Genomic DNA, 23314 nt, shown 5'->3' on the forward strand with positions numbered 1-23314 from the left:
GGTTGCTTTTTATTAGCCGGTTATTTCTGCAGCATCCGTTCAACCATGACTGCTGCTTCCGCTCTGTTCGCATGTCCTAGCGGATTGATCGTATTTCCCGCATTGCCTTTGATAATACCGTGTTTGATCAAAGATGAAATACTTCCTGCCGCATAGTTTGCAACCTGATTCGCATCGGCAAACTGCTTCAATTCACTTGCCTGATCGCCTTCTGACAGCTTTCCGGCAACGGTCAAAGCTTTTGCAGCAAGCACCATCATATCCTGTCTGGTGATTTCGCCTCTCGGATTGTACAGGTTGCCCCCCATACCATTTGCTATCCCAAGCTTTTTAGCGATTCCCAGCGCTTGATAGTAATAATCGCCTTGCTTTACATCGGCAAAGTTGGAGTCCAAGCCCGCCTTCAAGTCAAGTGCTCTCACGAGCAGAACTATAAAGTCGGCACGCGTAATCTTTTTCCCTGGCTCGAAGGTTGTTTCCGACGTGCCCATGACAATGCCTTTTGCTGCCAGAGTGGCGATTGACTTTTCGGCCCATCCGTAATTAGCCAAATCCTTGAACGTATTCTTCGGCGCTTCTTGTGATGGTTCTGGTTTTGCCCCTTCTGATGGCTTCGTTTCCGGTTTTACTGGTGTTGACGTTGGTGTTGGCGTTGGCGTTGGAGATACAGGATTGCTGTTACCTCCGCCCTGATTATTGTCACCACTTCCGCCGGTTGTTACTTTTTTGACAGTGATGACAATTTCCATTTCATCCGTCAGCGAACCGTCGCTAACAACAAATTTCACTTTATAGCTGCCGGCCTGATCCTTTCCGGGAATCCAACTGAACGTTCTCGTATCTGCAGCGAATGTTGCTCCTTTTGGCAGATTCTCTGCCCGATAAGTCAGCACCTTGCTGTCTGCATCGTCAGCGCTCACCTGGAAGGTCAGCTTGTGGTCTTCATTTACTTCCTGATTGGCGATCTTTATGAACTTGGGCGCATGATTGACCGGCGTTTCACCCTTCAGCGCCTCTTCGCACTTAGCCAGGAACGCTTCGATCTCGGCAGCCGTCACATTCATCTTCGCATACAGCTTGCCGGATTCCTCATACAATTTTTTCAATTCTTCCGAATTCTGCCCTGCAAGCTTCTTCTGCATTTCCAGCAGCTGATCAATCTGAACCATCTTGCTTCGCGTTGCGTACTCCGTATAGACCTGCTTGATTTGTCCACTCGTCAGCGCTGTGCTATACAAGCGTCCGACGGAAATATTGCCGTCCAGCACAGCTCCTGCTCCTCCGTCCGGATTCGGATCGCCTGGCAAAGCAAAATGGAGGTCGGGATGATGGACGTCTCCGGAAGCGTCAGTAGAGTTGACCAGTTTGCCGTCCAGATACAATTTGATAATACTGCCGTCGTAAGTCGCCGCCAGATGATAGTACTTGTCCTTCTCAAGCTGAACGCCTACCCGCTTGTAACTGCCGCCGATATGCGCCCAGATTTCCATTAATCCGGAATCGGTCGATTCGAAACCAATGCCTCCGCCCTGCGTGTTCATAAGCACACCCATATCGGCAATCTTATTCATTTTGAATACCGTTTCCAGCGTGAACTGCTTCGTTACCTTGTCTCTTTGCTCTTGCGAGAAAGGAATCTTGATGAAGTTATTGCTCTGGCCGTCAAACACGGCAACCTGTTTCTTTACTGCATCGTCGTACTTAAACTTTACATCGCCTACAACCTCACCATTAAGCTTCGAAGCCGAGCTATCGGTTGCCTTCCCGTCCAGGAAGTTGAAATCAAACACATCCGCCTTGGGAGTCTCTGTGTTGTACAGCATCGCGGTTCCAAAGCCTTCCGTCGTTCTCCAGGACTGAGACGTTTCGTTCTTGCTCCAGAACAGGGTCGAATCGAATGCATCCGTACCGTCATTATCGTCTACGCCGATATCGAAGCCAAGGCTTTTGTTCACTTGAGGATCAATGCCGAGGAATTTCCACGGGATTGCCATTTCAACGGCCCAGCCTTTAGCAGTTTTCTTCTGGGCTTTTTTGATATCGTCAGCATTTCTTCCTGCCGAACCACCGCCGAAGCCGAATACCTTGGAGCTGCCGTCCTCCGTATACCCATAACCGATCTGTACATCGTAAGGAACCTCATAGCTGCTCTTCTTGTCATTGTTCGCGTCAATAAAGACGCTGATTTCATCGCCAAGCCACAGCTTCCGCTCGACCAGCTTGCTGTCCTCAATATCGACCCCTACATACAAATAGTCCTTATCCCACATCAGACCATAGTTGGCCTTATTTTCGCGTACTGCGGAATCCTTCAGTAAATGCTCGATCGGCGTCTTGGTCTTCCAGCTACTATCGCTCAGATCGCCGTCAATGACCGGTGCGCTCTTCGTTTCCGCAGCCCATGTAAGCACGCCCGGAATATCCGTTCCTTCATCGGCATCTGTGCTAGTCTTTGTCGTTGCAGTGCCCTTCAGCGGCTGACCACTCTCCTTACCCCACGAATCAATAGCTGTTACGGTAAAAATATATTCCGTTCCGCCCTTCAAGCCGGATACCGGCGTAGACATCTGCTTGGCTCTGGGATCGAGATAGAAATCCGAGAACATCAGAAATTCTTTTTCAACCTCACCCGTTGCCTTGTTGATCGCTTGAATCTTGTAGGAATGCACCAAATCCTCGTCTTGTCCCTGGTCAAATGTAAGCTTTACCGAATTTTCCTTCACATCCGAAACAGTAAGCAACGCACTATTATCGAAATAAGGATTGGCGCTCTGCTCTTTACGTGCGTCGGTGTACGAGAATTTGCTCTTATCGCCGGGACTTTTAATGAGCCAGTCATCCTTGATAACCCGATCATTATCGAAATCAAGACGCTTCACCCGAACGTCGTTGGTTGTCTTGTCCACTTCAACCAGCAGCCCCTGATTGAAATCGTAGGGACTTGGGGGAATGCTGCCTCCGAGCTTGCCGTTTTCCAATTCAATATAAGTCAGCGCGCCGTCGTTGATGGAGGTGAAATCCTTTTGATAAATTGATCTTTCGTCATTGAGCGCATAATGCGAGTGACCGGAGAAGGTAATGATCTGAGGATAACTCTTCAGTACATCATACAGCTCCGAATTTCCCCAATCGTCGCTGCCATACACCGTGTCCTTAGGCGGCTGGTGAATGGAGACAAAGATAGGCTTGTCCGGCGCATCGGCTGCCGCCTTCTTCAGTTCTTCCTTCAGCCACGGCTTGGCCTTGGTGAAAACTCCGTTGACCTCATTGCTTTCCGTACTTACCTGAATGAAATGATAGCCGTCGATAACTTCATGAGAATTGATCTCCGCCCCAAGGTTATCGGTAAATCTCTTCTGCGAAACCTCAGGCGACAGACCGGCGTAATAATCGGTCCAGTAATCATGATTGCCCATTGTGTACAGCTTTTTAACTCCGGCCTTGCCATACTTGTTCAACGTACCCAGAAAGCGGGTATATTGTGCCTGAGACCCGGTGTTGGCCAAATCCCCGACCATAATGTATGCCTTCAGATTCGGCGCCATGTTGTTGACCGTCGTCAGAGCCTTCGCGAACTTGTCATCCTGTATGGAAGCTTCGTCGTTGATGTGCACATCGCTCCATACGGAAAAAGTCAGTTTGTTTTTTTGTTCATCGGCAAGAAGCAGGTTTGCCCGTACCAGCAGAGCGGCAATTTCAGCCCCTGTAATATTCATTTTGCCATTCGCCGCAGCAATATCGGAAACGAGCTGCTTCAGTTCGTCTGTCGGCTTGGAGCTGAGCAGAGTCTGGAGCTCCGTATTCTTGGCAATCAACTGATCAATCTCACTCAATTTGCCGCGATCCGCCTGCTCTTCATACAGCTTCTTGATATCTTCTGCTGATAAAGCATCACTGTACAGGCGGGCAATCGAAACTTTGCCATCCAGCACAACGCTGGCCGAATCCCCCGATCCCGGGTCACCCCCAACGGCAAAATTCATATCCGGCTGATAGACATCTCCGGAAGCGGCAACCGATCCTGCCAGCTCACCGTTCAAATACAAGCTCACGGCGCTGCCGTCGTAAGTCGCTGCCAGATGGTAGTACTTGTCCTTCTCAAGCTGTACGCCTACCCGCTTGTAGCTGCCGCCGATATGCGCCCAGATTTCCATTAATCCGGAATCGTTCGATTCGAAGCCTATGCCTCCGCCTTCGGTATTCATCAGAACGCCCATATCGGCAGTCTTGTTCATCTTGAATACCGTTTCCAGCGTAAACTTCTTTGCCACCTTATCCCTTTGCTCTTGAGAGAACGGAATTTTGATAAAATTATTACTCTCTCCATTAAATACAGCTACTTGTTTTTTAACCGCACTGTCGTATTCAAATTTCACACCACCAACAACTTCCCCGCTCAGCTTTGCTGGCGAACTGTCAGTCGCTTTCCCGTCGAGAAAATTGAGATCAAATACCCGGTCTGCATATACGGCTTCGGCAACGGACCCATATACCGCATTTACAACGCGAGGCGTTTGATTGTCCTGCGCCATAGCTACGAAAGGCGAATAGTTCGGCTGTTGAAATGAACCTGCTTCCGCAGCTGCTGAATCGTTAGCAATTTCACTCGGACCGGCCATTGCGCTTCCGTTTACAACCGTTCCCGCTAACAGGCTGCATATCACCAAAAGCCGACTTACTTTTGCTCCAAACGTTTTTTTCTGGAACACTTGAGCTCCCACTCCCATTCTGTTATTTTGTGGATTTATTCATTTCTTTTTGTTGTTTCTTGCACACTATTCAATATATCAGCCAATTGTTAAAGCAAAATCAACGTAATATTAACTTTCATTCTGTGAATTTGTTTTTTTCCTCCAATAATTATGTTGACATTTATGTTTTTCTGTTGCAGTTTAGTATTAGATGTCAGGAGAGGATGAAGTACAATGCTAAATATCAAAGCCATCATTTTTGATTTGGACAATACATTATTATGGGACGATAGAAGTAATAACGAGGCATTTCAGGCCACTTGCCGGGTTGCTGCGGAAATACTGCCGCTCGACCCAAACGTTTTGGAAAACCACGTTCGTAAAGCAGCACTAAAGCTGTTTACTTCTATGGAAATCTATGAGTGGGCCAATATGATTGAAGTCACTTACCTGGAAGCGCTTTGGGGGCGGTTCGACTCCGATCATTATCCTGCTTTTCATAAGCTCAAGCAATTGGCTCCTGTTTATCAGAAAGAGTCCTGGACCCGCGGGCTGCAGGAGCTCGGCATCGACGATCCGGAAATGGGACAACAGCTTGCCGAAAGATTTATTAAAGAACGTTGTAATCGTCATTTGATATACGAAGATACCTTCCGTGTTCTGGATGTTCTGCATAATCATTACTCGCTTCTTCTTCTAACTAACGGGGCGCCTAGCCTGCAGCAAGAAAAAGTAGATGGCATACCCGGACTGGCAGATTACTTCGATCAGATTATCATTTCAGGCGACTTCGGCGCGGGAAAGCCGCATCCTTCAATTTTCCATCAGGCGATGAATCTGCTTGGAATTTCTTCTGATGAGGGGATTATGGTAGGAGACAATTTGAACACGGATATTAAGGGAGCTAACAGTATAGGCTTGCGAAGCGTTTGGATCAATCATGAAGGAAGAACCGTACCTGCCGATAACCGGCCTACCTATGAAATTCAACAGCTGTCGGAGCTGCTGAGCATTTTACAGCCAACACTCCAATTATAAAAAAGAGCCGGGCAGGTCCAAAGATCTGCTCGACTCTTTTTTTATTCACAAGAAATCCAGAATATCCCGTTATTCTCAAGCTGATCTTTCCAATCCTTTGGATACTCCTGATCCGATACTATGATATTCACATCGTCCAGAGTTATGATCTTGGCAAAAGATTGTACCCCTATTTTGGATTGGTCTGCCAAAACAATAACTTCCCTTGCAGCCTCGGCAAACAGCTTGGAAATGTATGTTTCGTTCAAATCATAATCTGTCACGCCTCCTGTCAAGGAGAGACCTCCGGCGGACAAAAACGCTTTGTTCAGAAAAAAATGACCCATCATTTGCTCGCAAAGCGGTCCCATTAGGGACTGCTGCTCCGGGTTTAACTGACCTCCGAGTACAAATACCTTGCCCGTAAACCGGTTGTTGTTCAATGCCTCCGAAAGGTACGCGGCGATCGGCAGCGAGTTGGTAACCACGGTAATATTTCGTTTTCCTTGAATCGCTTTGGCCAGCTCCATCATAGTAGTACCTATATCAAGTGCAATGGTGTCACCATCCTTGATCAGTTCCGCCGCCCGTGCTCCGATTTTCTTCTTGGCATCGATATTCAGATGAGTGCGCTTCTGAAGAGGGGGTTCCCCAGACTCATATCCGGAGCGGACCGCTCCTCCATATACCCTTTGAAGTTTACTCTCTGCCTCAAGCGCATCCAGGTCACGGCGTATCGTTTCCGTGGAAACCCCCAGCTTTTCGGCCATCGGAATCACTTTCACTTTGCCTTCGCGAAGCAGCGTCTGTAAGATGATTTCTTTTCTTTCCTGAGCCAAGAGTGTCAACCCATTCACCACCGTCAATTGATATAAATATTTAGTTTCAGTATACTGGATTTGCCTTTCAATTCAAACCTGGCGTGTATATTCAGGCTTCCGTCCGCTTCATTAATCTATGAGACAAGATCTCATAAATTAGTCTGACAACGATGTTCGCCAGAATGATAAGGCTGGACATCGCCGCCGCCGCAGCCACGTCACCCGCATCGTCCATATTGACTATAGAAACCGAAGCCAGCTTGAAGGCGGGCGAATATAGAAATACAACCGCAGAAACAGTCACCATAGAGTTGACAAAATAATACACGAATATTTCCAATATCGCCGGCAGGGACACTCGGGCCGAAACACGGAAAAACAGGCGATACAGAGGTACACGCATTGATTCCGAGACCAATTCGTATTCTTTATCGAGCCGCTTCAGCGAGGTCGTGGCGGTAACGAAGGTCACTGAATAAAAATGCACGATATTCGCCAGCACAACAATCCAGACCGTTCCATACAGAGTATGCAGAGGGTTATCCGGCCGGTTGAAAAATAAAATATACCCCAGACCGATAACAAGACCCGGCAACGCTAAAGGAAGCAAAGAAATAAAATAGCCAATCTGCCGGACAGCACGCCAGATCCGCAGCTTCTCAATAAGATAAGAATGGACGAATACAATAGCCGTACCGAAAACGGCTGTCAGCAACGCGACATAAAGACTGTTCCAGAACGGCTCAAGCCCGCCGCCGGATACGTTTGAGAAATCATAGTGTTTCAGCGTCAGCTCCAAATTATAAGGCCATATTTTGATTAGCGATGCGAACAGCACCGTTAGGATCAATATGATGATGCCGGCAGCAATAAGCGTACAATATGCCGTATATACGGCATCGCGCAACCGGCCCGGCTTAATTTGGTATGGCGTCGCCTTAACGGATACCATCGTCTTTTGCCTGCGTTCCACAAAGCGGTCGATTAAAAAGGCTGCTACGGCCGGAATCGTCAAAATTATCCCGATCACCGCACCCATAGACATATTTTGCTGCCCGATAACCTGTTTATAGATGTCAGTCGGCAATACGTTGTATTGACCTCCCACTACCTTAGGCGCTCCAAAATCGGTAAAGCTGAGTGTGAAGCATACGAATAACGAGCTGATCAGCCCGTATTTCGATTGAGGGAGCGTAATGGTGAAGAACTGCTTCCATTTTCCGGCCCCAAGTGTTTCAGATACTTCATACAAGCGATAATCCACTGTCGAAAAGGAGACCATAAGAATCAAAAACGCCTGAGGAAACGTGTAAATAACCTCGGCAATTATTATTCCCGTACTTCCATACATCTGAATATCCAGGCCCGGCAGCAGCCCGAACAGCCCTGTCGTAACCAGCCCCTGGTTGCCGAATAAATAGGTCAATGCAATCCCGTGCATCATCGTCGGAGCAAATAAAGGGAGCAGCGCAATATAACGAAACCCGATCTTCCCGGACATCCCAGTGCGAGTCAAGGCGTAAGCATAAAGATAGGCGCAAGTCACGGAAATTGTTGTAGTCATTAGGGACACATAGACCGAATGCCACACAGATCTGGATAATGCGGGAGTAGTCAGATATTTGGCAAAATGGGCAAAGCCTACCCATTCCTTTTGCTGATTTTGAAAGGCATTAACAAATAAGTCGATGAGAGGCAACAGGATGGATATCGTCAGAATGATTAACATAAAGATCAGCAAAAAGCGAAGAATCCACCCTTCACCTCCTGCCTTTTGTCGCGTCTTCGGTTTAATTATCATGCGCTCTGTACTCCTCATTCACTTACCGCCACTTCAAGCTGAGCTTGATCCAGGTCATTCCGGTCAGCAAAAAACAGCATTTTCTCTTCGGGAATAACAACGGTAAATTTATCGCCATTATTTAGCATCAACCGGCGGAATTCTTCAACAGGCACATCGACTTGCAATATTTGTCCGGCGCGGATTCTTCCATCGTCCTGTATCGTTTGAACGGTAGTCCGGTAAAAGGAGCCGCGAAATTCATAAAAATTCAGCACAACGTGAACTTCGCCTGCCGCTGGTTCCGATACGATCCGGATATGCTCAGGCCGAACGGCTAACAGCTGTTCATCCTTATGGTCGTTTCTTCGGTCTCCCTGCTGCCTAATAAAATTCATTGCGCCAATAAAATCAGCGACGAAAGGGGTTCTTGGCCGGTCATAGATGTCTTCAGGCGTACCGATTTGAATTACTTCCGCATGATTCATTACAATGATGCGGTCAGCCATCGTCAGGGCTTCTTCCTGGTCGTGAGTCACCATAACCGTCGTAATTCCCAGCCTTTTCTGCAGATCGCATATTTCCTGCCGCAGCCTATGCCTTACCTGTGCGTCGAGGGCCGATAACGGTTCATCCAGCAACAGAAATTCCGGCGATAACGCAATCGCTCTCGCCAAAGCCACACGCTGCTGCTGTCCGCCGGACAGCTGCGCGGGATAACGATCCCGCGCCTGCACCAGTCCAACCATCTCCAGCATTTCCTCCACCTTGGAGCGAATTTGCTGCTTGTTCATTCCTTTTCCCTTTAAGCCATAAGCAATATTCTCATATGCCGTCAGATTCGGAAATAAAGCGTACGATTGAAATACAACACCGAAATTACGGCTCGCCGGAGGCAGGTATGTAATATCCTTTCTGTTCAAAACAACCGAACCTGAGTCAGATATTTCAAGCCCTGCAAGTATTCTGAGCAACGTAGTCTTCCCGCATCCGCTCGGCCCCAGCAAGCATACGAACTCACCTTGCCGTATACCGATTTGAATTTGTTTTAACGCCTGGAATCCGCCAAACGTCTTGCTTATGTTATTGATCTCCAAATAGTCTGTCATTATTTAGCTTCACTCTTGGAATCGTAACGTTTCTGCCACTCTTCGAGAATGCCTTCGCGTTCATTAGACATCGTGTTCAAGTCGTTTTTAATCAACTGCTTCACCGGATCTTTCTCATAGCCTTCCGGAATTTTGCTGCCTTCGCTCTTCACGCTGACAATCGCATAGTTTTTGTTATATTCCTTCATTACTTCATCGCTTATGGCCCAATCGAGGAATTCTTTGGCGATAGGCTTGATCGTTTCTTTCTTCAACAGCGAATTCGCTTCAACGTCCCAACCGGAGCCCTCTTTCGGGAAAACAACTTCTACCGGAGCCCCGCCTTTTTTCTCAACGATTCCCCGATAGCCGAAGGAGACCCCGATCGGGTATTCGCCGGTTCCGGCCAGCTTGGATGGCTTCGAGCCGGATTGCGTATACATGCCGATGTTTTCGTGCAGCTTGTCCATATACGTCCACGCATTATCTTTGCCCATTAATTGGACTAACGCACTGACGGTAAGGAACCCTGTACCTGAGGCAGCCGGATTCGGCATCGTAATTAAGCCTTTATATTCAGGCTTGATCAGATCCTCGTAAGATCTGGGAATCGCCAGATTCCGTTTCTCCAATTCTTTGGTGTTCACTACGAAAGCTGTCTCCCAGGCATCAATCCCGACCCAGGTTGGAGGATTTGCCGTGTCTTTAAACTCTGGAATGACACGTTCCACACCTTTTGGCGCATAAGGCTCCAGCATATTATTTTGATTCAGCACAAGCAAGCTGGTCGCTGCCAGACCCCACACAATATCAGCCTGCGGATTGTCTTTTTCGGCCAGCAATTTAGCCGTAATGATGCCGGTTGAATCACGAACGATATTTATTTTGACATCCGAATGCGCTTGCTTGAACGTTTCCAGATAGGCTTGGATTTGGTCATCTTCAAGCGCCGTGTAAATGGTCAGCTCTTTGTTGTTAACATCCTGACTTGACGACGCGTTATTGCCTGATGTTGTTGTTTTACCATTGCTGCATGCAACAAGAAGCGATACCAGCAGAGTTACCAAAACAGAAAGCTTCATTACCTTTTTCATCCTTGTTTCTCCCCTTATCATATTTTGTCGACATTAAAAATATAACTCCGCATTGTTAACTTATCGTCATCCATATGTTAATTGTTGATTAATATTGTTGTTTTTTATTATATTTGTTGTTGTTTTCTGTTGAATATATCACCAAAACGAAGACCATGGAAAGAAAGATTCGCACACTTCAGCAGTTTCCAGGTTTATCCCGGAGAAAAAAGAAAAGTCCTTCCCAAATATCTTGAGAAGGACGAGTACATAGCTTATTTCAAATATTGTAGCTGGCGATGAATACGTTAACGATGATTATCTACTCTTCTACTCTATATTGTGGATCAAATGCTACACTCCCTCGCTAGTATCTAGGTTTATATGATCAAGCGAACTTAAATGTATATAATCATCAGGAAGTAAGTCCAATCTATAATTGCGGATTCACAATATAGTAATGAATAACTTGAAATGGAGTGATGATAAATGGCAACAATTATAGTTTTCATAAAGATATTCAATGATCTGCTCCGTAAATGTGTATAATTTATCCACTTTAGAGTGACCTATTATGTCAGTCGCTTTTTGGCGTACAAAATTTATATAATCACTCATCACATAATCCGCTACACTTTCGAACAATTCTTCCTTACTGGAGAAATGAGCATATATAGAAGGTACTTTAATTTTTACTTTCAATGCTATATCTCGAATGGAAGTTTGTGCATAACCCTGTGTAGAAAATAGGATAAGGAAACGACGGAACAGATTGAACTGCTGCAATCTTTGGGCTGCCGGGTGATGCAGGGCTTTTATTACGGCAGACCGATGCCTGTCAGCGAGTTGGGCCAATAGTTCAGCGGGAATACGGCGTAATTGTATACATATAGTGCACCTTGGCTAAGCAGCAAAAAGCGCAGAACCTGATTCAGGGTTCTGCGCTTTTTGCGTATGGAAAGAAGTAGTCTGAGCAGTAGCGTTCCTGAAGATTAGCCTTTGACCGCACCGCCTGTAAGTCCTCTCACCAGTGTCTTGGAGCCGAACAGGAAGAGAACAATTAGTGGTAGAGTGCCAAGCGTAAGGCCAAGGATACTTGCTGAATAGTCGGTACGGAAAACGGTAGACAGATTAGCGATTCCCAGGGGGAGCGTGTACAGTTCCGGCTTGTTGATCGTTACGAGCGGCAGCAAATAGCCGTTCCAAGAGCCGAGGAAGGAGATCAGGCCCAGGGTGCTGATGGCCGGCATCAGAAACGGAATAACGATCCGTATAAGAATTGCCGGCTCCGAGCAGCCGTCGATCCGTGCGCTTTCAATGACCTCTGTCGGAACGGAGGAGCGGATGAACTGGGTCATAAAGAATACCCCGAAAGCATTGTTTAGTCCGGCCAGAATCAGAGGCGCATGGGTATTGTTAAGATGGAACCACTTCATTTCCATAACATAAGCGATCAGGCCCAAATGTCCGGGAATCATCATCGTCAGCAAAATAAAGCCATACAGCGCATTTTTTCCCTTAAATTCATATTTGGCAAAAGCGAAGCCGGTAACCGAGGCGATACCAACCGTTACCAGAGTGAACAGTACTGCAACATACAAACTGTTCCAATAATTGCGGAAGAAGTTGGCCGACATGATCGTCTTCAGGTTCTCCAGTAAATAGTCGCTGGGCAGAATCGGAAGCTGTTTGAACAGATCTTCCGAATAATAGGTTCCCATCACAATCATCATATAGAAAGGGAACAGGAAGGCAATAGCAATCAGACTAAGCAGTAGTATGATAAAGAATTTTTGTGTTCTCATTTGTCGTCACCGTCCCTATTGATCCATTTCATGCCAACAACTGAGAATATGGCGATGAACAGGAAGGTGCCATAAGCGATCGCTGCGCCTTTACCGTACTTGAACGCACTGCCGTTGAAGGAAGCATCGAACATATACCAGATAGGCGTGAAGGTTGACCCGTCAGGTCCGCCCACCATACTGGAGCCTGAGGCCCATCCGCTAAACAGCAGCATCGGTTCTTCCACCAGTTGCAGGCCGCTGATAATGGAGGTAATAATCAGGAACAGGTTGATCGGCTTCAGCAGAGGAATGGTAATGCGCAGGAACACATTTCTGGATGAAGCGCCGTCGATTACTGCCGCCTCGTAGATGGAGGTGTCAATGCTGGCCATCCCCGCAGTATAAAACATCACGAAGTATCCCAAGTTCTTCCAGAACACCATCAGGATGACCACCCAGCGGGAAGAACTGGCTGAGCCCAGCCAATTGATTTTTTCCTGAATAAGACCCAACTCCATCAGCAGATTATTGAAGAACCCGCCTTGCCAGTCGAACAGCAGCGAGAAGATAATCCCGACCGCAACCGGTGTTGTCATATAGGCACTGAATACACTGAGGCGGAAAAAGGTTTTTTTGCGAATCAGCTTGCTCTCAATCAGACTGGCCATCAGCATGCCCATAAGAACGAGGGCCGGGAGGTAAACTGCCATAAAGATGATGACATTGAGAAGAGACTTCCAGAAGAAGGCGTCATGGGAAAAGAGCTGGATATAGTTGCCGAGTCCGATGAAATTCCGGTTGCCGTACAAATCCCAGTCGGTGAGGCTGATGTAGAGGGTAAAAAGGATCGGGAACAGGCTCAGTACTGCGTAGGATAAGAAATAAGGCGTGATGAACAGATACGGCCATTTGTTTTTACTGCTGATTCCCTTCGCTTTTTGCAAGATCATTCACTTCCTATCCGTTAAAACGGCAGCCTGTTCTTTCGAGCGGGCCGCCGCTTTTTCTAGTATGATATTTATTCAAAGGTCAGCTCAGGATGGTTTTTCTTCAACTGTTCTTCCCACTTATCAAGCGCCTGTTTGGCATCAAAGCTATTGTCCTGCGCCATGGTCTGGAGCACCAGTTCTGAAGCACTGTAAATATCCTGGTCGTATTTGGTAACGGCTTTGGACTTCATACTTGGAAATACCTTCTCTACCCAGAACTTTCCTAGATCCTGTCCGCCAAAGTATTCATCGGCCCCGGAGGAAAGCTTGGAGGTGTCATTGAAGAAGGATTTGAGTGGCAAAATGTAGTCAGAGGTTGCAAAGTTGGCTTCAGCGCCTTCGTTAGAACCTAGCAGCCAGTTGAGATAAGTCCAAGCGGCATCCTTGTTTTTTCCGTCTTTCCAGATGCCAATCGTCGTGCCGCCGTATGGGTATCCGCCTTCAGGAGGCACCATCAGACCCCAGCGGCCTTTGCTGGCCTTGTCATTGGGTTTAATTACAAATTCAGGTGACCAGTTCGCAGCCGGATAGAAAATAACATTGTCCTGCGAATATGAGGCATTCCAGGTCGGTGACCACATCGCCAGTTTGCCTTCACCGTTATTGTCGCGGATGGACTGCAGTTGAGTGAACATTCGCAGCATCTCGCCGGTATTCACTTTTGTTCCGTCGACGATGGCGGCTGTCCCCTGGTTGGAGAAGATGGTGTAGGCATCCATCAGACTGCCCAGCATGAAGGTTTTGCCGCCGCTTTTCTCATAGACCTCTTTACCCTTGGCAATAAAGGTATTCCAGTCGGTGAACATTGCTGATAATTGATCGGGATCATCCGTGCCAAAATATTGTTTTGCCAGATCACGTTTATAGGCCAGGGCACCCGGAGAGCCGGATTGCTCCAGGCCAACGAGTTCACCTTTGCTGTTCGTAAGAAGCGGAAGCTCAAAGTCAAGCAGCTTGGACGTATCGAAATTGTAAGGCTCCCCGGACAAGCTCTGCAGCACGTTCAGCTCATAAAGTGCGCCGCGGAAGGCTGCTTCCGCCCAAATGATATCCGGCAGTTCGGAGCCGGAGGCGATGGATGTCTGGATTTTCTTCAAGTAATCCGCCGCCGATACCTCGACGAACTCAAGCTTGATATTCGGGAACTTCTCGTTGAATTTCGCTGCAGTGCCCTCGAACCAGGCTTTGTCCCAGCCCCATACCGTTAATTTACCGGAAGCGTTTGCAGGATCGCTTGAGCTGTTTACATTGTTGGTGCTGTTTGAGCCTTCGGAAGCAGTGTTGGTGTTGCTGTTGTTTCCGTTGCCGCAGCCGGCGAGCACCAACGTGAAGCATAATGTCAGAACAAGCCCGATGACCGATGCTTTTTTACTGAATAGATGTCGCAAAATCAATGTCCCCCTTGCATCTGTTGTAACAGCCGGCGGTTCCGCTGATGCCTTGCCGTCCGTCTGTATAGTAGTACTATAAGCTTGATGGCATCACCCAACAACGAGACGATCCGATGGTTTTGTATAAATAATGATAGTTCCTTACTCGGCGGAATGATGCTGTGACGGCAGAAGAACCGACACTTTCGTGCCTTCTTGCTCACGTGAACGGATCACCAGACGGCCATCCTTCCCGTACAAATATTCGATCCGCTCCCGGATGTTCCACAGGCCAATCTGCTTCATAGCACCCGAAGGAAGGCGCGCCGGTGGCATGTTTCCGTTCATAATCGCCAGAGCCTTTTCCTGACTCATGCCGCAGCCGTCATCTCTGACCGAGATTAGCAGCCGCCCGCTGCGTTTGCGGATAACGATCTCTATATGGCCAATAGACTCCTTTTCTGAGAAGCCGTGGAATATGGAGTTTTCAACCAGCGGCTGGATCAGGCTTTTCGGAATATAGTCGCCCATCGCTTGTTCTTCTACATTCCAGACTAGCTCGAACCGGTCCGCATATCTATATTTCTGGATGCGCACGAAGTGATTGATAATGTTCATCTCCTGCTCTACAGTGACATACAGGCCGGCATCGCCGATATTGACAGCATCATGCAAAATGCCAATGAAGGACTCAATCATTTCCTCGATTGCAGTGTAATTCTTTTTGCGGGCAAGATAAACGACGGTGTTCAGCGTATTGTAGATAAAATGGGGATTAATCTGTGCGAACAGCAGCTCTGTAGACATTTTGCGTTTCCAGCGCTCCTGCTCCACCTTTTCGCTCATTTGCCGCTCAATATCGCCAAGCATCATCTCAAAGCCGTTCTTCAGTACAGAGAGCTCGTCATTGCTGCGGAATGATAGCTGAACATTGTAGTTGCCCATGGATACCTGCTTCATCGCTTTGGTCATTTGCAGAATCGGGCGGATAATATTGGATATAATTGGGAGAAATAACAGGAAGCAGAGCACGAGGCACAGCGCGAGGAAAATGGCCCAGTACCGTACAATGTATCCAACCCACTCGTAGAACCGGTCCTTGGAAGTGAAAGTAAATACGGACCACTGCGATTTCTCAAAGGTGCTGGTCAGATAATAACCTTTGTCATGCTTGATCACTTTGATGTCGGGGCCGTCAGCCGTCAAAGTTTCTGCTTCGGAAGGGTCAGCTCCGATGCCCTGTTGATACAGGATTGAACGGTCTGGCCCTATCCAGGCCACCTGGTCAAAGGACTGTCCTAAATACTGGAATAGACTCTCGAAAGCCGCATAATCAATATTCAGAAGCAGCACACCGCCGTATTGGGCGTCGAAACGGATAAAGAAGGTTACGACCTTTTTGCTATCGGGGTCCAGAATGGTGTGGGGAGCTGAAAATCCGCTTTTGGCGTTACTTTTTAGTGCCTTTTGGTACCAATCTTCCTGAAGCAGCCGTTCAAAATAAGGATCAATATAGAGTGAGGACCAGAAAACCTTGCTATCAGAGCGGACGATGGCCGAGCTTTCGAGGTAATCGCGCAGCACATTGAATTTGGTTAGCTGGGTGACTACATCCCGGTACGCACTAAGCTCATCATACGTCGAAGGATATTGTAGCCGCGCTGCAAATTGTTGAAGTAACTCGTCGTTGACCATGTTAGCTGCGTATTTCTGCACATCATCAATCAAGTGATTCATCTGATTCGTTGTCTGCTCCAGATGTATGGTGTCCTCTCGCAGCGCCTGGGTTTCGAGAATAGAAGAAAACTGCTCATACGCCAGCGCGCTGATGGCCGTTACTGACAGAGTGACTATAAGAATGACACTGCTGAGAATTTTATTCTTTATTTTGCGCATGGCTATTCGCTGCCCTTCTGCTGGAGGAAGTCCTTTGGCTGTATGCCGGTGGTTTTTTTAAACACCTGACTGAAATATTGGCTGGTTTTGTAACCAACCTTCTCGGATACCTCGTATATCTTGAATTCGCCGGTCTGTAGGAGCTGCTTGGCCAGGGCGATCCGGTATTCCGTCGTGTAGTCCAGCAGGGACTGGCCGGTCTCCCGCTTAAAGGTGGTGCGCAGATGAATACTGCTGATCTGCAGATGGCCCGCGACCGTCTCCAGAGACAGGTCGGGGTCAGCATAATTACTGGCGACATATTCAATCGCTTTGTTCACCCAGCGGGAATAATTCTTCTTAAGCTGTAGCCGCTGCAAGCGGTCCTCCAGAATCCTGCACAGGCTGCCTACGACCTGCCGCGCGTCGGTGCCCAGCGAGAGATCTGGTCTGATGTTCCCATCCTTGCGGCATTCGTCGCTGATCTGGCCAATGATTGCGCGAAGATCCGCTAGACGGGCCTGGGTAGCCACCTTCTCCAAATTTTCCTTCAGCCTGTCCAGTACACTTATCCCGGGAGACAGCAGGTACTGCCTGACCTCTTCGGCAATAACGGATGCAGCCCCGGCTGAAGGAACCTGATCCAGCAGGAAAATAGCCCCGGGCGGAAGAAATAGCGAATAGTCATATGCTTGCCTCATCGCCGCATATCTCCGCTCCGGCAATTCCGCACTGCTGCCTGCAGAGATGATGATTCGGGGGAGTACGCCCATCCAGCTAGCTCCCAGTCTTTCTAGCAATTGGGCTGCGATCTGCCGCAAATTATAATGCTGCAGCAGAAGACTGCTTGAAGAGGATAGCTTCAACAGTACGGCATATCCGCCTTCATCCATCTCCAAAATATCAATATCCTCCATGTCCGCAGTCTGGAGGCGGATTTCCTCTTCGATGCTCTTCCATACAGCGGGTACCGGCCAGCGTCTGCTCCGGCGGCTGCCGTCCAGCAGAAGCGCAGCAGCCAGCTCGAAATACAGCAGCGCTGGCTTTCCCTGCTGCTGTTCGTTGACAAGACGGTGCAGCCTGGATTCCTGGTTCCCAGGGGGTGCCTGATATTTGCCCGCAAGCATATCTTTAAGGAGAATATGCAGCGCGTGTCCGCGCCCTTCTTCCTCGGCTGCATCCGCTATTAAGCCTTCCTTGAGCAGCTTCAGCTGTTCCAACAGGCGGTTGCGGCTGATTTCGTGCTTTAGCAGATAATGGGCCGCACGCATTTCCAGCGCCTGGCGGGCATAATCGAAATCGCGGTAAGCAGTCAGAAAGATTAACCGGGTTTTGGGAGCAAGCTGAACCACAAGCCGTCCCAGCTCCAGGCCATCCATAGGCGACATAGAAATATCGGTGATGACAATCTGCGGCTGTAATTCTTCGAACATCCGTAGCGCCATGCGCCCGCTGGTCGCCTTTGCGACTACCTGAAACCCATTCTCCTCCCACGGAACCAACTGGTATACATTATCGAGTGCAAGCGGTTCATCATCGACAAGCATGACCGAAATTAATGAATTCATTGTAGAATTTCCTCCATTCCTGTCGCATTCCTTGTATATATGCAGGTATAGCGAAACCTGAAGACGCTGTCAATGGAAATAATGACTAAATGGGAGGGAGCCAGCAGGCATGCAAGCGTAATTGAAAAGCAACCTGGGATCCCGGCGTTTTCTGCTGAGTGGAAAATGTAACCCTTGAGGTCGGCTGGCTTTCCCTTGTTCATAATCTGCTCAAGCAAGCAACCAGTGACCAAAAACACAGAGCAGCGACTCTCCAGTAACGGGAGTATCGCTGCTCTGTTATTTTTTCTCATTCTTTTTTAATCATAATATTAATCTTGAGTCAAAGTCGCCATGTAGTTTGAGACGAGGGAATCATAATAACCTATTTAACCTGAAGTCCTAGACATTAGTTGGGCACCTTGCACAAAAGCAATAAGTGTCTTAGCTTGCTCCAAAGGCTCATTGAAAAATTTAAATTCACCCTCTGATTTTCCTTGACTGAGTACATTCTCAATCCAAGTCGTATTGGCATCAAAAAATAAATTTAACTCGTCACGAATTTCGACTGGGAAGGAATTCAACTCAGCAGCCATCATAGAACACAAACAAAGCTTAGTGTTGTTTTCCAATGTTTCACGGTATAATCCAAAAAAAGATGTTAGTTTTTGCCTCCAACTATTGTCATCTTCATTGATTTGTTGAAGTTTCTCCATGAACTCTCTACGGTAGCGTATCAGTACAGCCTGGATCATCATGATCACTCTTTAAATAATTTTGGATATAATTGTGATTTAAATCTGGAGAAATCTGCAACATCAATAGGTCCGCCTACCGTTTCGGTTTCATTAGACATTTTTCTTTTTATAGACGTTAAATTCACCAAACCTTCTGCCATTGCTGCTAGTTCTTCTTTCGGTAACGAAGAAACTGTGTTTATCACTGGGGAAGTGTAATTATTCTGTATTATTTCCTCAAGCTGTTCAATAAAATCAACTGAAATTTGACTTCCAATTTCCAACAAACCACGTTTAGTATCGGGATCCAATTTTCCCTCGCCGTCTCCAAGGCTTTCGATGATCTCAGGATAAGAATGCACTATGGTGTGGATAAAATTAGAGACCTCATTCTTTAGCTTTGGATCAATTCCAGTTAAAAAAGAATGGACCATTTCTTGTTGTGCAAATGGAATAATTGCAGCAGTATTGATTGCATCAATGTCGACCTGCTTAGCCTTCTTTGGAATCTCATTCAGGCTAGAACATAAAGTGGCCAAACGAAGCGCCATTAATGTCAGTATCCTGCTCCATGACAACATCGAGAGATTGCCAAATGGCTTGTTCGTCCACATAACGCACCCGATCCAATTCCGTAAAAGCCAACTTATCAAAAAAGACATGCTGGCCGTGGCATGTACTGCATTCCACATATCTACCGTTACTTTCCTTTTTCCATTCGAAATTGCGCTGAAACGGAAGATCAAACCGAATCTGTTCCCGCATGTTCAAAAGGCATTTCGTTGTCCGCTGGATAATTGCTCTTATCATTTTCATTGAATATTCCTCCCCTAAATATGAAAACGAACCGGTTGCTTTCGCCCCGGCTCGTCCCTGTATTTTAAATTTAAAATTTAAAACCTGTTAAATATAAAACATATAGTTATCCACATGACTCGCTTCTTTGAAGTTAATCAAATCGGACAAGGTGGTGGAATCCAGCACGTCGGCGATGCTGTCGCGGATACGCAGCCAGAGGTCGCGCTTGGCCGGGTCGTCTTCTTCGGTGAAATCTACAGGTGAAATGGGGCCTTCCAGTACACGGATGATGTCACCGGCGGTAATTGTGCCGGCCTCACGCGACAGAATGTAACCGCCGTAGGCTCCGCGGATGCTCTTCACCAGGCCCGCGTTGCGCAGCGGAGCGATTAGCTGCTCCAGGTAATGCTCGGACAGGCCATTTTTTTCGGCAATGCTTTTAAGCGATGTTGGACCCTCGCCAAATTTCAGGGCAAGCTCCATCATAATTGTTAATCCATAACGTCCTTTTGTCGATATTTTCAAAGGGGCACCTCTTTCGGTTTAGTTGCTGGTAATCCAAATCGTTGACCGGACATGAGATATGTCATATCAACGTATTCCGATGTTTGCTCTCAGCTTATGTTATCATATCCTTGGACACATTTGGAGCGCAAACTGTAATTTTTCGTAAAAATGTTCACCAGTGGTGGACAAATTGTCAAAACTTCCGCCAAATCCAGCGTAATTTGCAGCCGTCACAGGCAGTTTGGGGTAGACATGTATGTTATAATACTGAATGAGCCGGGTGTTCTGTAGGATACCGGTATTTTTTGCATAGAAAATGGTGATTTCGATGACAAAGGCAATCCAGGATACACGTGTCGTCGTCGGCATGTCGGGAGGAGTCGATTCCTCCGTTACGGCGCTTCTGCTCAAGCAGCAAGGCTATGACGTCATCGGCATCTTCATGAAGAACTGGGACGATACTGATGAGTTCGGCGTATGCACTGCCGAGACCGACGCCGAGGATGTCCGCCGCGTATGCGAGCAAATTGACATTCCTTACTATACCGTTAATTTCGAGAAGGAATACTATGATAAAGTCTTTTCCTATTTCCTCGATGAATATAAGGCTGGACGGACGCCAAATCCGGATGTGATGTGCAACCGTGAGATCAAGTTCGGGGAATTTCTGAACAAGGCGCTGCAGCTTGGGGCGGATTATGTTGCCACGGGTCACTACGCCAGGGTAATTGAAGAAGACGGTATCTATAAGCTTCTGCGTGGCGTGGACAGCAACAAGGATCAGACCTATTTCTTAAATGCGCTGAACCAATATCAACTCTCCAAAGCCATGTTCCCGATCGGCCATCTGCCGAAGCCTGAAGTGCGCAGAATTGCTGAGGAAGCCGGACTGTACACCGCGAAGAAAAAAGACAGCACCGGCGTCTGCTTCATCGGCGAGCGCAACTTCCGCGAATTCCTCAGCCAGTACCTGCCGGCACAGTCCGGGGATATGGTGGACATCGCCACCGGCGAAGTCAAGGGCCGTCATGAAGGCCTCATGTACTATACGCTGGGCCAGCGCCAGGGCCTTGGGATTGGAGGCTCCGGCACGGGTGAACCGTGGTTTGTGGCCGAGAAGGATCTCAGCCGCAATATCCTGTACGTCGTGCAGGGAGACAAGCATCCAAGCCTGTATTCTACCGGCCTGATCGCTTCAGGCGTGAACTGGATCGAAGAAGGCCTACTCGGGGCAACCCCGCTGAAGTGCACCGCTAAGTTCCGCTACCGCCAGCCCGATCAAGGCGTAACCCTGACTGCGCGTGAAGACGGTACTGTGCATGTAGCCTTCGATGTGCCGCAAAAGGCCATTACACCGGGCCAGGCTGTCGTATTCTATCTGGGTGAACAGTGTCTCGGCGGCGGAACGATTGAAACCGCTGAGAAGGTTGTTCCACTTCCCTTGTCTTAATAATCCGTGGAGCGGAAGATGAACAGAACAAAAGCATCCCTAGCCTTTTCATACGGCTGAGGATGCTTTTTGCTGTCCAAAGAAAAGTTATAGACTACCGATGTGTTGTTGAACTGGTTTCGGGTTAATTCATAATCAATTGACGATTGTAATTCACCTAATTGGTTTCCCCATGAATTATGGCGGACAGCCATTTTATAGAAACCAATTTTCTCATACACGTGCTGAGCCCGTGTATTATTAAAATTAGTGTCTAGAATGATTTTGTAATATCCCATCTCGCTAAACAACGCATTGATTAACATCATTAAGAAGATTGTTCCGTAGCCTTTATCCTGTTGACTAAAATCACAAATCTTGATACCAATTTCAGCAACGTTATTTTCTACGGTTCTATAGTTCATCTCGCCAACAGGGACAGCGGATATTTCTAAAATCAAGCGGCGATTTAAATCATTATCAGTTTCAAGCTTTTTCAGAATCTCATATTCTGTAATACCAAGGCCGTTTGGATACCCAGCATGGGCCATAATCTTTCCATTGTTCCACCAGTTGTATAACAACTGAGCATCGTAAGCGGTCGCATTACGGATTACCAAATAATCATGTTTTAAAAACATCTAGCCATTCCCCCTCTCAATATTGGAGGATCCCGCAGTTTATAGGGCTAGTTATGCAGATTTCCCCTTAATAGGCTGCCCTTTATAATCATTTGTTTACTCACAACAAACGCCTCCTTTAACCATATTATAATTCACGTTAACAAACTCGAAGCATAGTAACAATGTATTATATCTTTATATATATTTTTTACTCACGACTGCGTACAACATTTGCGTTGTGACCAATTGCATGCTCCAAGGATATAAAGTAATATTTGGATGAAACAATAAATCTAGCGTTACGGAGGCCCGCACATGAGAATGAATCAAAATTATAATTTTTCATGCCTAAAACCAAGAACTTCCTTCCTGACTAAATAAAATTCCAGGGAGGAACGACAGTGAGTAAACAAAAGAAATTGATTATTATAGACGGCATTCCAGGGTCAGGAAAAACAACAACTGCAAGCAGGATTTTCGAACGATTGTCCGCGGCCCACATCAACACCAGATGTTTCTTGGAGCAGGAAGAGAACCACCCGCTTTTAGCACCGGGACTGGACTATGGTTCTTTTGACAATGAGGTAGCTACAGACCTGTTCATTCAAGCATTGGCTTCCAGGTTCAGCGAATTTGTTCAGACCTGTTTGAATGGACCTGAAGAGATCATCATTATTGAAAGCGTTTTGTTCCAGGACGCAATCAGTGTAGCTCACCTTAATGGGATAAATCGAGATAAGCTTCTTGAGCTTTGTTCCGTTCTTCTGGCTATCCTTGAGCCATTGAATACAGCTCTTATCTATTATTATCAGATGGATGTTGAGAAGCAATGGCGGTTTATTTGCAGTGTTCGCGGCAATGAGTGGGGACCGGTGTCCATGCATACGGATGAAGATTTTAAGCAAGCTGCTGAAGTGTGGGGGATAAGCCAGTCCTTTGTCCGTGCGGTCATTGACCAATGGGAAGTTCCTAAATTGATCATTGAGAACAGTGATTACCTGTGGAGCGAATACAACCATCGAATCAATGAATTTGTGGACCGTTTATAGATTTATTGTATAGACATTGAAAAAAGCACCCCTCAGAGTCATCGGATAAACCAAAGGTTTAATCCAGTGACTTTTCTGAGGGGTGCACTCTTTACCTGCAATGCCGGATCAAAGGCGATTCCTTATTGATCTC

The 23314-nt window shown here is 47.2% G+C and carries 19 protein-coding genes; 3 read left to right on the top strand and 16 right to left on the bottom strand.

All coding sequences use genetic code 11. The features are described 5' to 3' along the window. Positions 1–20 precede the first annotated feature (20 nt). The gene (locus ACX1DY_RS08770) at positions 21–4709 is read right to left on the bottom strand and encodes a LamG-like jellyroll fold domain-containing protein (protein ID WP_458963793.1); all 4689 of its coding nucleotides are present in this window, start codon (positions 4707–4709) and stop codon (positions 21–23) included. A 216-nt stretch (positions 4710–4925) separates the two neighbouring features. Between ACX1DY_RS08770 and ACX1DY_RS08775 the strand changes: the two genes are divergently transcribed. Further along, entirely contained in the window at positions 4926–5729 is an 804-nt protein-coding gene (locus tag ACX1DY_RS08775; RefSeq protein ID WP_458963794.1) for an HAD family hydrolase, read from the top strand. 41 nt (positions 5730–5770) lie between these two features. Here the strand turns inward: ACX1DY_RS08775 and ACX1DY_RS08780 are convergent, their stop codons facing one another. The 14 genes from ACX1DY_RS08780 to cymR form a co-directional block, all read right to left on the bottom strand. Then, positions 5771–6565 (bottom strand): DeoR/GlpR family DNA-binding transcription regulator, encoded by a 795-nt coding sequence (locus tag ACX1DY_RS08780; protein ID WP_458963795.1) that lies wholly within the window; start codon positions 6563–6565, stop codon positions 5771–5773. A 73-nt stretch (positions 6566–6638) separates the two neighbouring features. Further along, on the bottom strand, positions 6639–8330 hold the full coding sequence (locus ACX1DY_RS08785; RefSeq protein WP_458963796.1) for a putative 2-aminoethylphosphonate ABC transporter permease subunit: 1692 nt from the start codon (positions 8328–8330) through the stop codon (positions 6639–6641). Positions 8331–8344: 14 nt separating this feature from the next. Next, a complete protein-coding gene (locus ACX1DY_RS08790) occupies positions 8345–9418 on the bottom strand; it encodes a putative 2-aminoethylphosphonate ABC transporter ATP-binding protein (protein ID WP_458963797.1) in 1074 nt (357 codons plus the stop codon). Beyond that, on the bottom strand, positions 9418–10491 hold the full coding sequence (locus ACX1DY_RS08795) for a putative 2-aminoethylphosphonate ABC transporter substrate-binding protein (protein WP_458963798.1): 1074 nt from the start codon (positions 10489–10491) through the stop codon (positions 9418–9420). Before ACX1DY_RS08795 ends, ACX1DY_RS08790 begins: the two co-directional genes overlap by 1 nt. 426 nt (positions 10492–10917) lie before the next feature. Further along, positions 10918–11325, bottom strand: a complete 408-nt coding sequence (locus tag ACX1DY_RS08800; RefSeq protein WP_458963799.1) for a TetR/AcrR family transcriptional regulator — start codon at positions 11323–11325, stop codon at positions 10918–10920. Positions 11326–11462: 137 nt separating this feature from the next. Next, on the bottom strand, positions 11463–12275 hold the full coding sequence (locus ACX1DY_RS08805; protein ID WP_458963800.1) for a carbohydrate ABC transporter permease: 813 nt from the start codon (positions 12273–12275) through the stop codon (positions 11463–11465). Further along, positions 12272–13201, bottom strand: coding sequence for a carbohydrate ABC transporter permease (locus ACX1DY_RS08810; protein WP_458963801.1), 930 nt, complete (start codon positions 13199–13201; stop codon positions 12272–12274). The genes ACX1DY_RS08805 and ACX1DY_RS08810 overlap by 4 nt, the downstream gene beginning before the upstream one ends. 74 nt (positions 13202–13275) lie before the next feature. After that, positions 13276–14634, bottom strand: a complete 1359-nt coding sequence (locus ACX1DY_RS08815) for an extracellular solute-binding protein (RefSeq protein ID WP_458963802.1) — start codon at positions 14632–14634, stop codon at positions 13276–13278. Positions 14635–14778: 144 nt separating this feature from the next. Then, positions 14779–16512: a sensor histidine kinase gene (locus tag ACX1DY_RS08820; RefSeq protein ID WP_458963803.1), complete on the bottom strand. Its 1734-nt coding sequence runs from the start codon at positions 16510–16512 to the stop codon at positions 14779–14781. 2 nt (positions 16513–16514) lie between these two features. Beyond that, positions 16515–18059, bottom strand: a complete 1545-nt coding sequence (locus tag ACX1DY_RS08825) for a response regulator transcription factor (protein WP_458963804.1) — start codon at positions 18057–18059, stop codon at positions 16515–16517. Positions 18060–18427: 368 nt separating this feature from the next. Next, positions 18428–18754: a hypothetical protein gene (locus tag ACX1DY_RS08830; RefSeq protein WP_458963805.1), complete on the bottom strand. Its 327-nt coding sequence runs from the start codon at positions 18752–18754 to the stop codon at positions 18428–18430. A 44-nt stretch (positions 18755–18798) separates the two neighbouring features. Next, a complete protein-coding gene (locus tag ACX1DY_RS08835) occupies positions 18799–19326 on the bottom strand; it encodes a hypothetical protein (protein WP_458963806.1) in 528 nt (175 codons plus the stop codon). Then, entirely contained in the window at positions 19295–19591 is a 297-nt protein-coding gene (locus ACX1DY_RS08840) for a hypothetical protein (protein WP_458963807.1), read from the bottom strand. The genes ACX1DY_RS08835 and ACX1DY_RS08840 overlap by 32 nt, the downstream gene beginning before the upstream one ends. 87 nt (positions 19592–19678) lie before the next feature. Next, the gene (gene cymR, locus ACX1DY_RS08845; protein ID WP_458963808.1) at positions 19679–20098 is read right to left on the bottom strand and encodes a cysteine metabolism transcriptional regulator CymR; all 420 of its coding nucleotides are present in this window, start codon (positions 20096–20098) and stop codon (positions 19679–19681) included. Between the two features lie 310 nt (positions 20099–20408). On the opposite strand from cymR, the gene mnmA reads away from it, so the two are divergent. Beyond that, positions 20409–21530 (top strand): tRNA 2-thiouridine(34) synthase MnmA, encoded by a 1122-nt coding sequence (gene mnmA, locus ACX1DY_RS08850; protein WP_458963809.1) that lies wholly within the window; start codon positions 20409–20411, stop codon positions 21528–21530. On the opposite strand, the gene ACX1DY_RS08855 is transcribed toward mnmA, so the two are convergent. Continuing rightward, positions 21527–22150: a GNAT family N-acetyltransferase gene (locus ACX1DY_RS08855; RefSeq protein ID WP_458963810.1), complete on the bottom strand. Its 624-nt coding sequence runs from the start codon at positions 22148–22150 to the stop codon at positions 21527–21529. The two genes, mnmA and ACX1DY_RS08855, sit on opposite strands and share 4 nt — an antisense overlap. Before the next feature lie 383 nt (positions 22151–22533). Between ACX1DY_RS08855 and ACX1DY_RS08860 the strand changes: the two genes are divergently transcribed. Then, a complete protein-coding gene (locus tag ACX1DY_RS08860; protein WP_458963811.1) occupies positions 22534–23181 on the top strand; it encodes a P-loop NTPase family protein in 648 nt (215 codons plus the stop codon). Positions 23182–23314: the final 133 nt, after the last annotated feature.

The sequence above is a fragment of the Paenibacillus sp. BAC0078 genome, assembly GCF_054483875.1.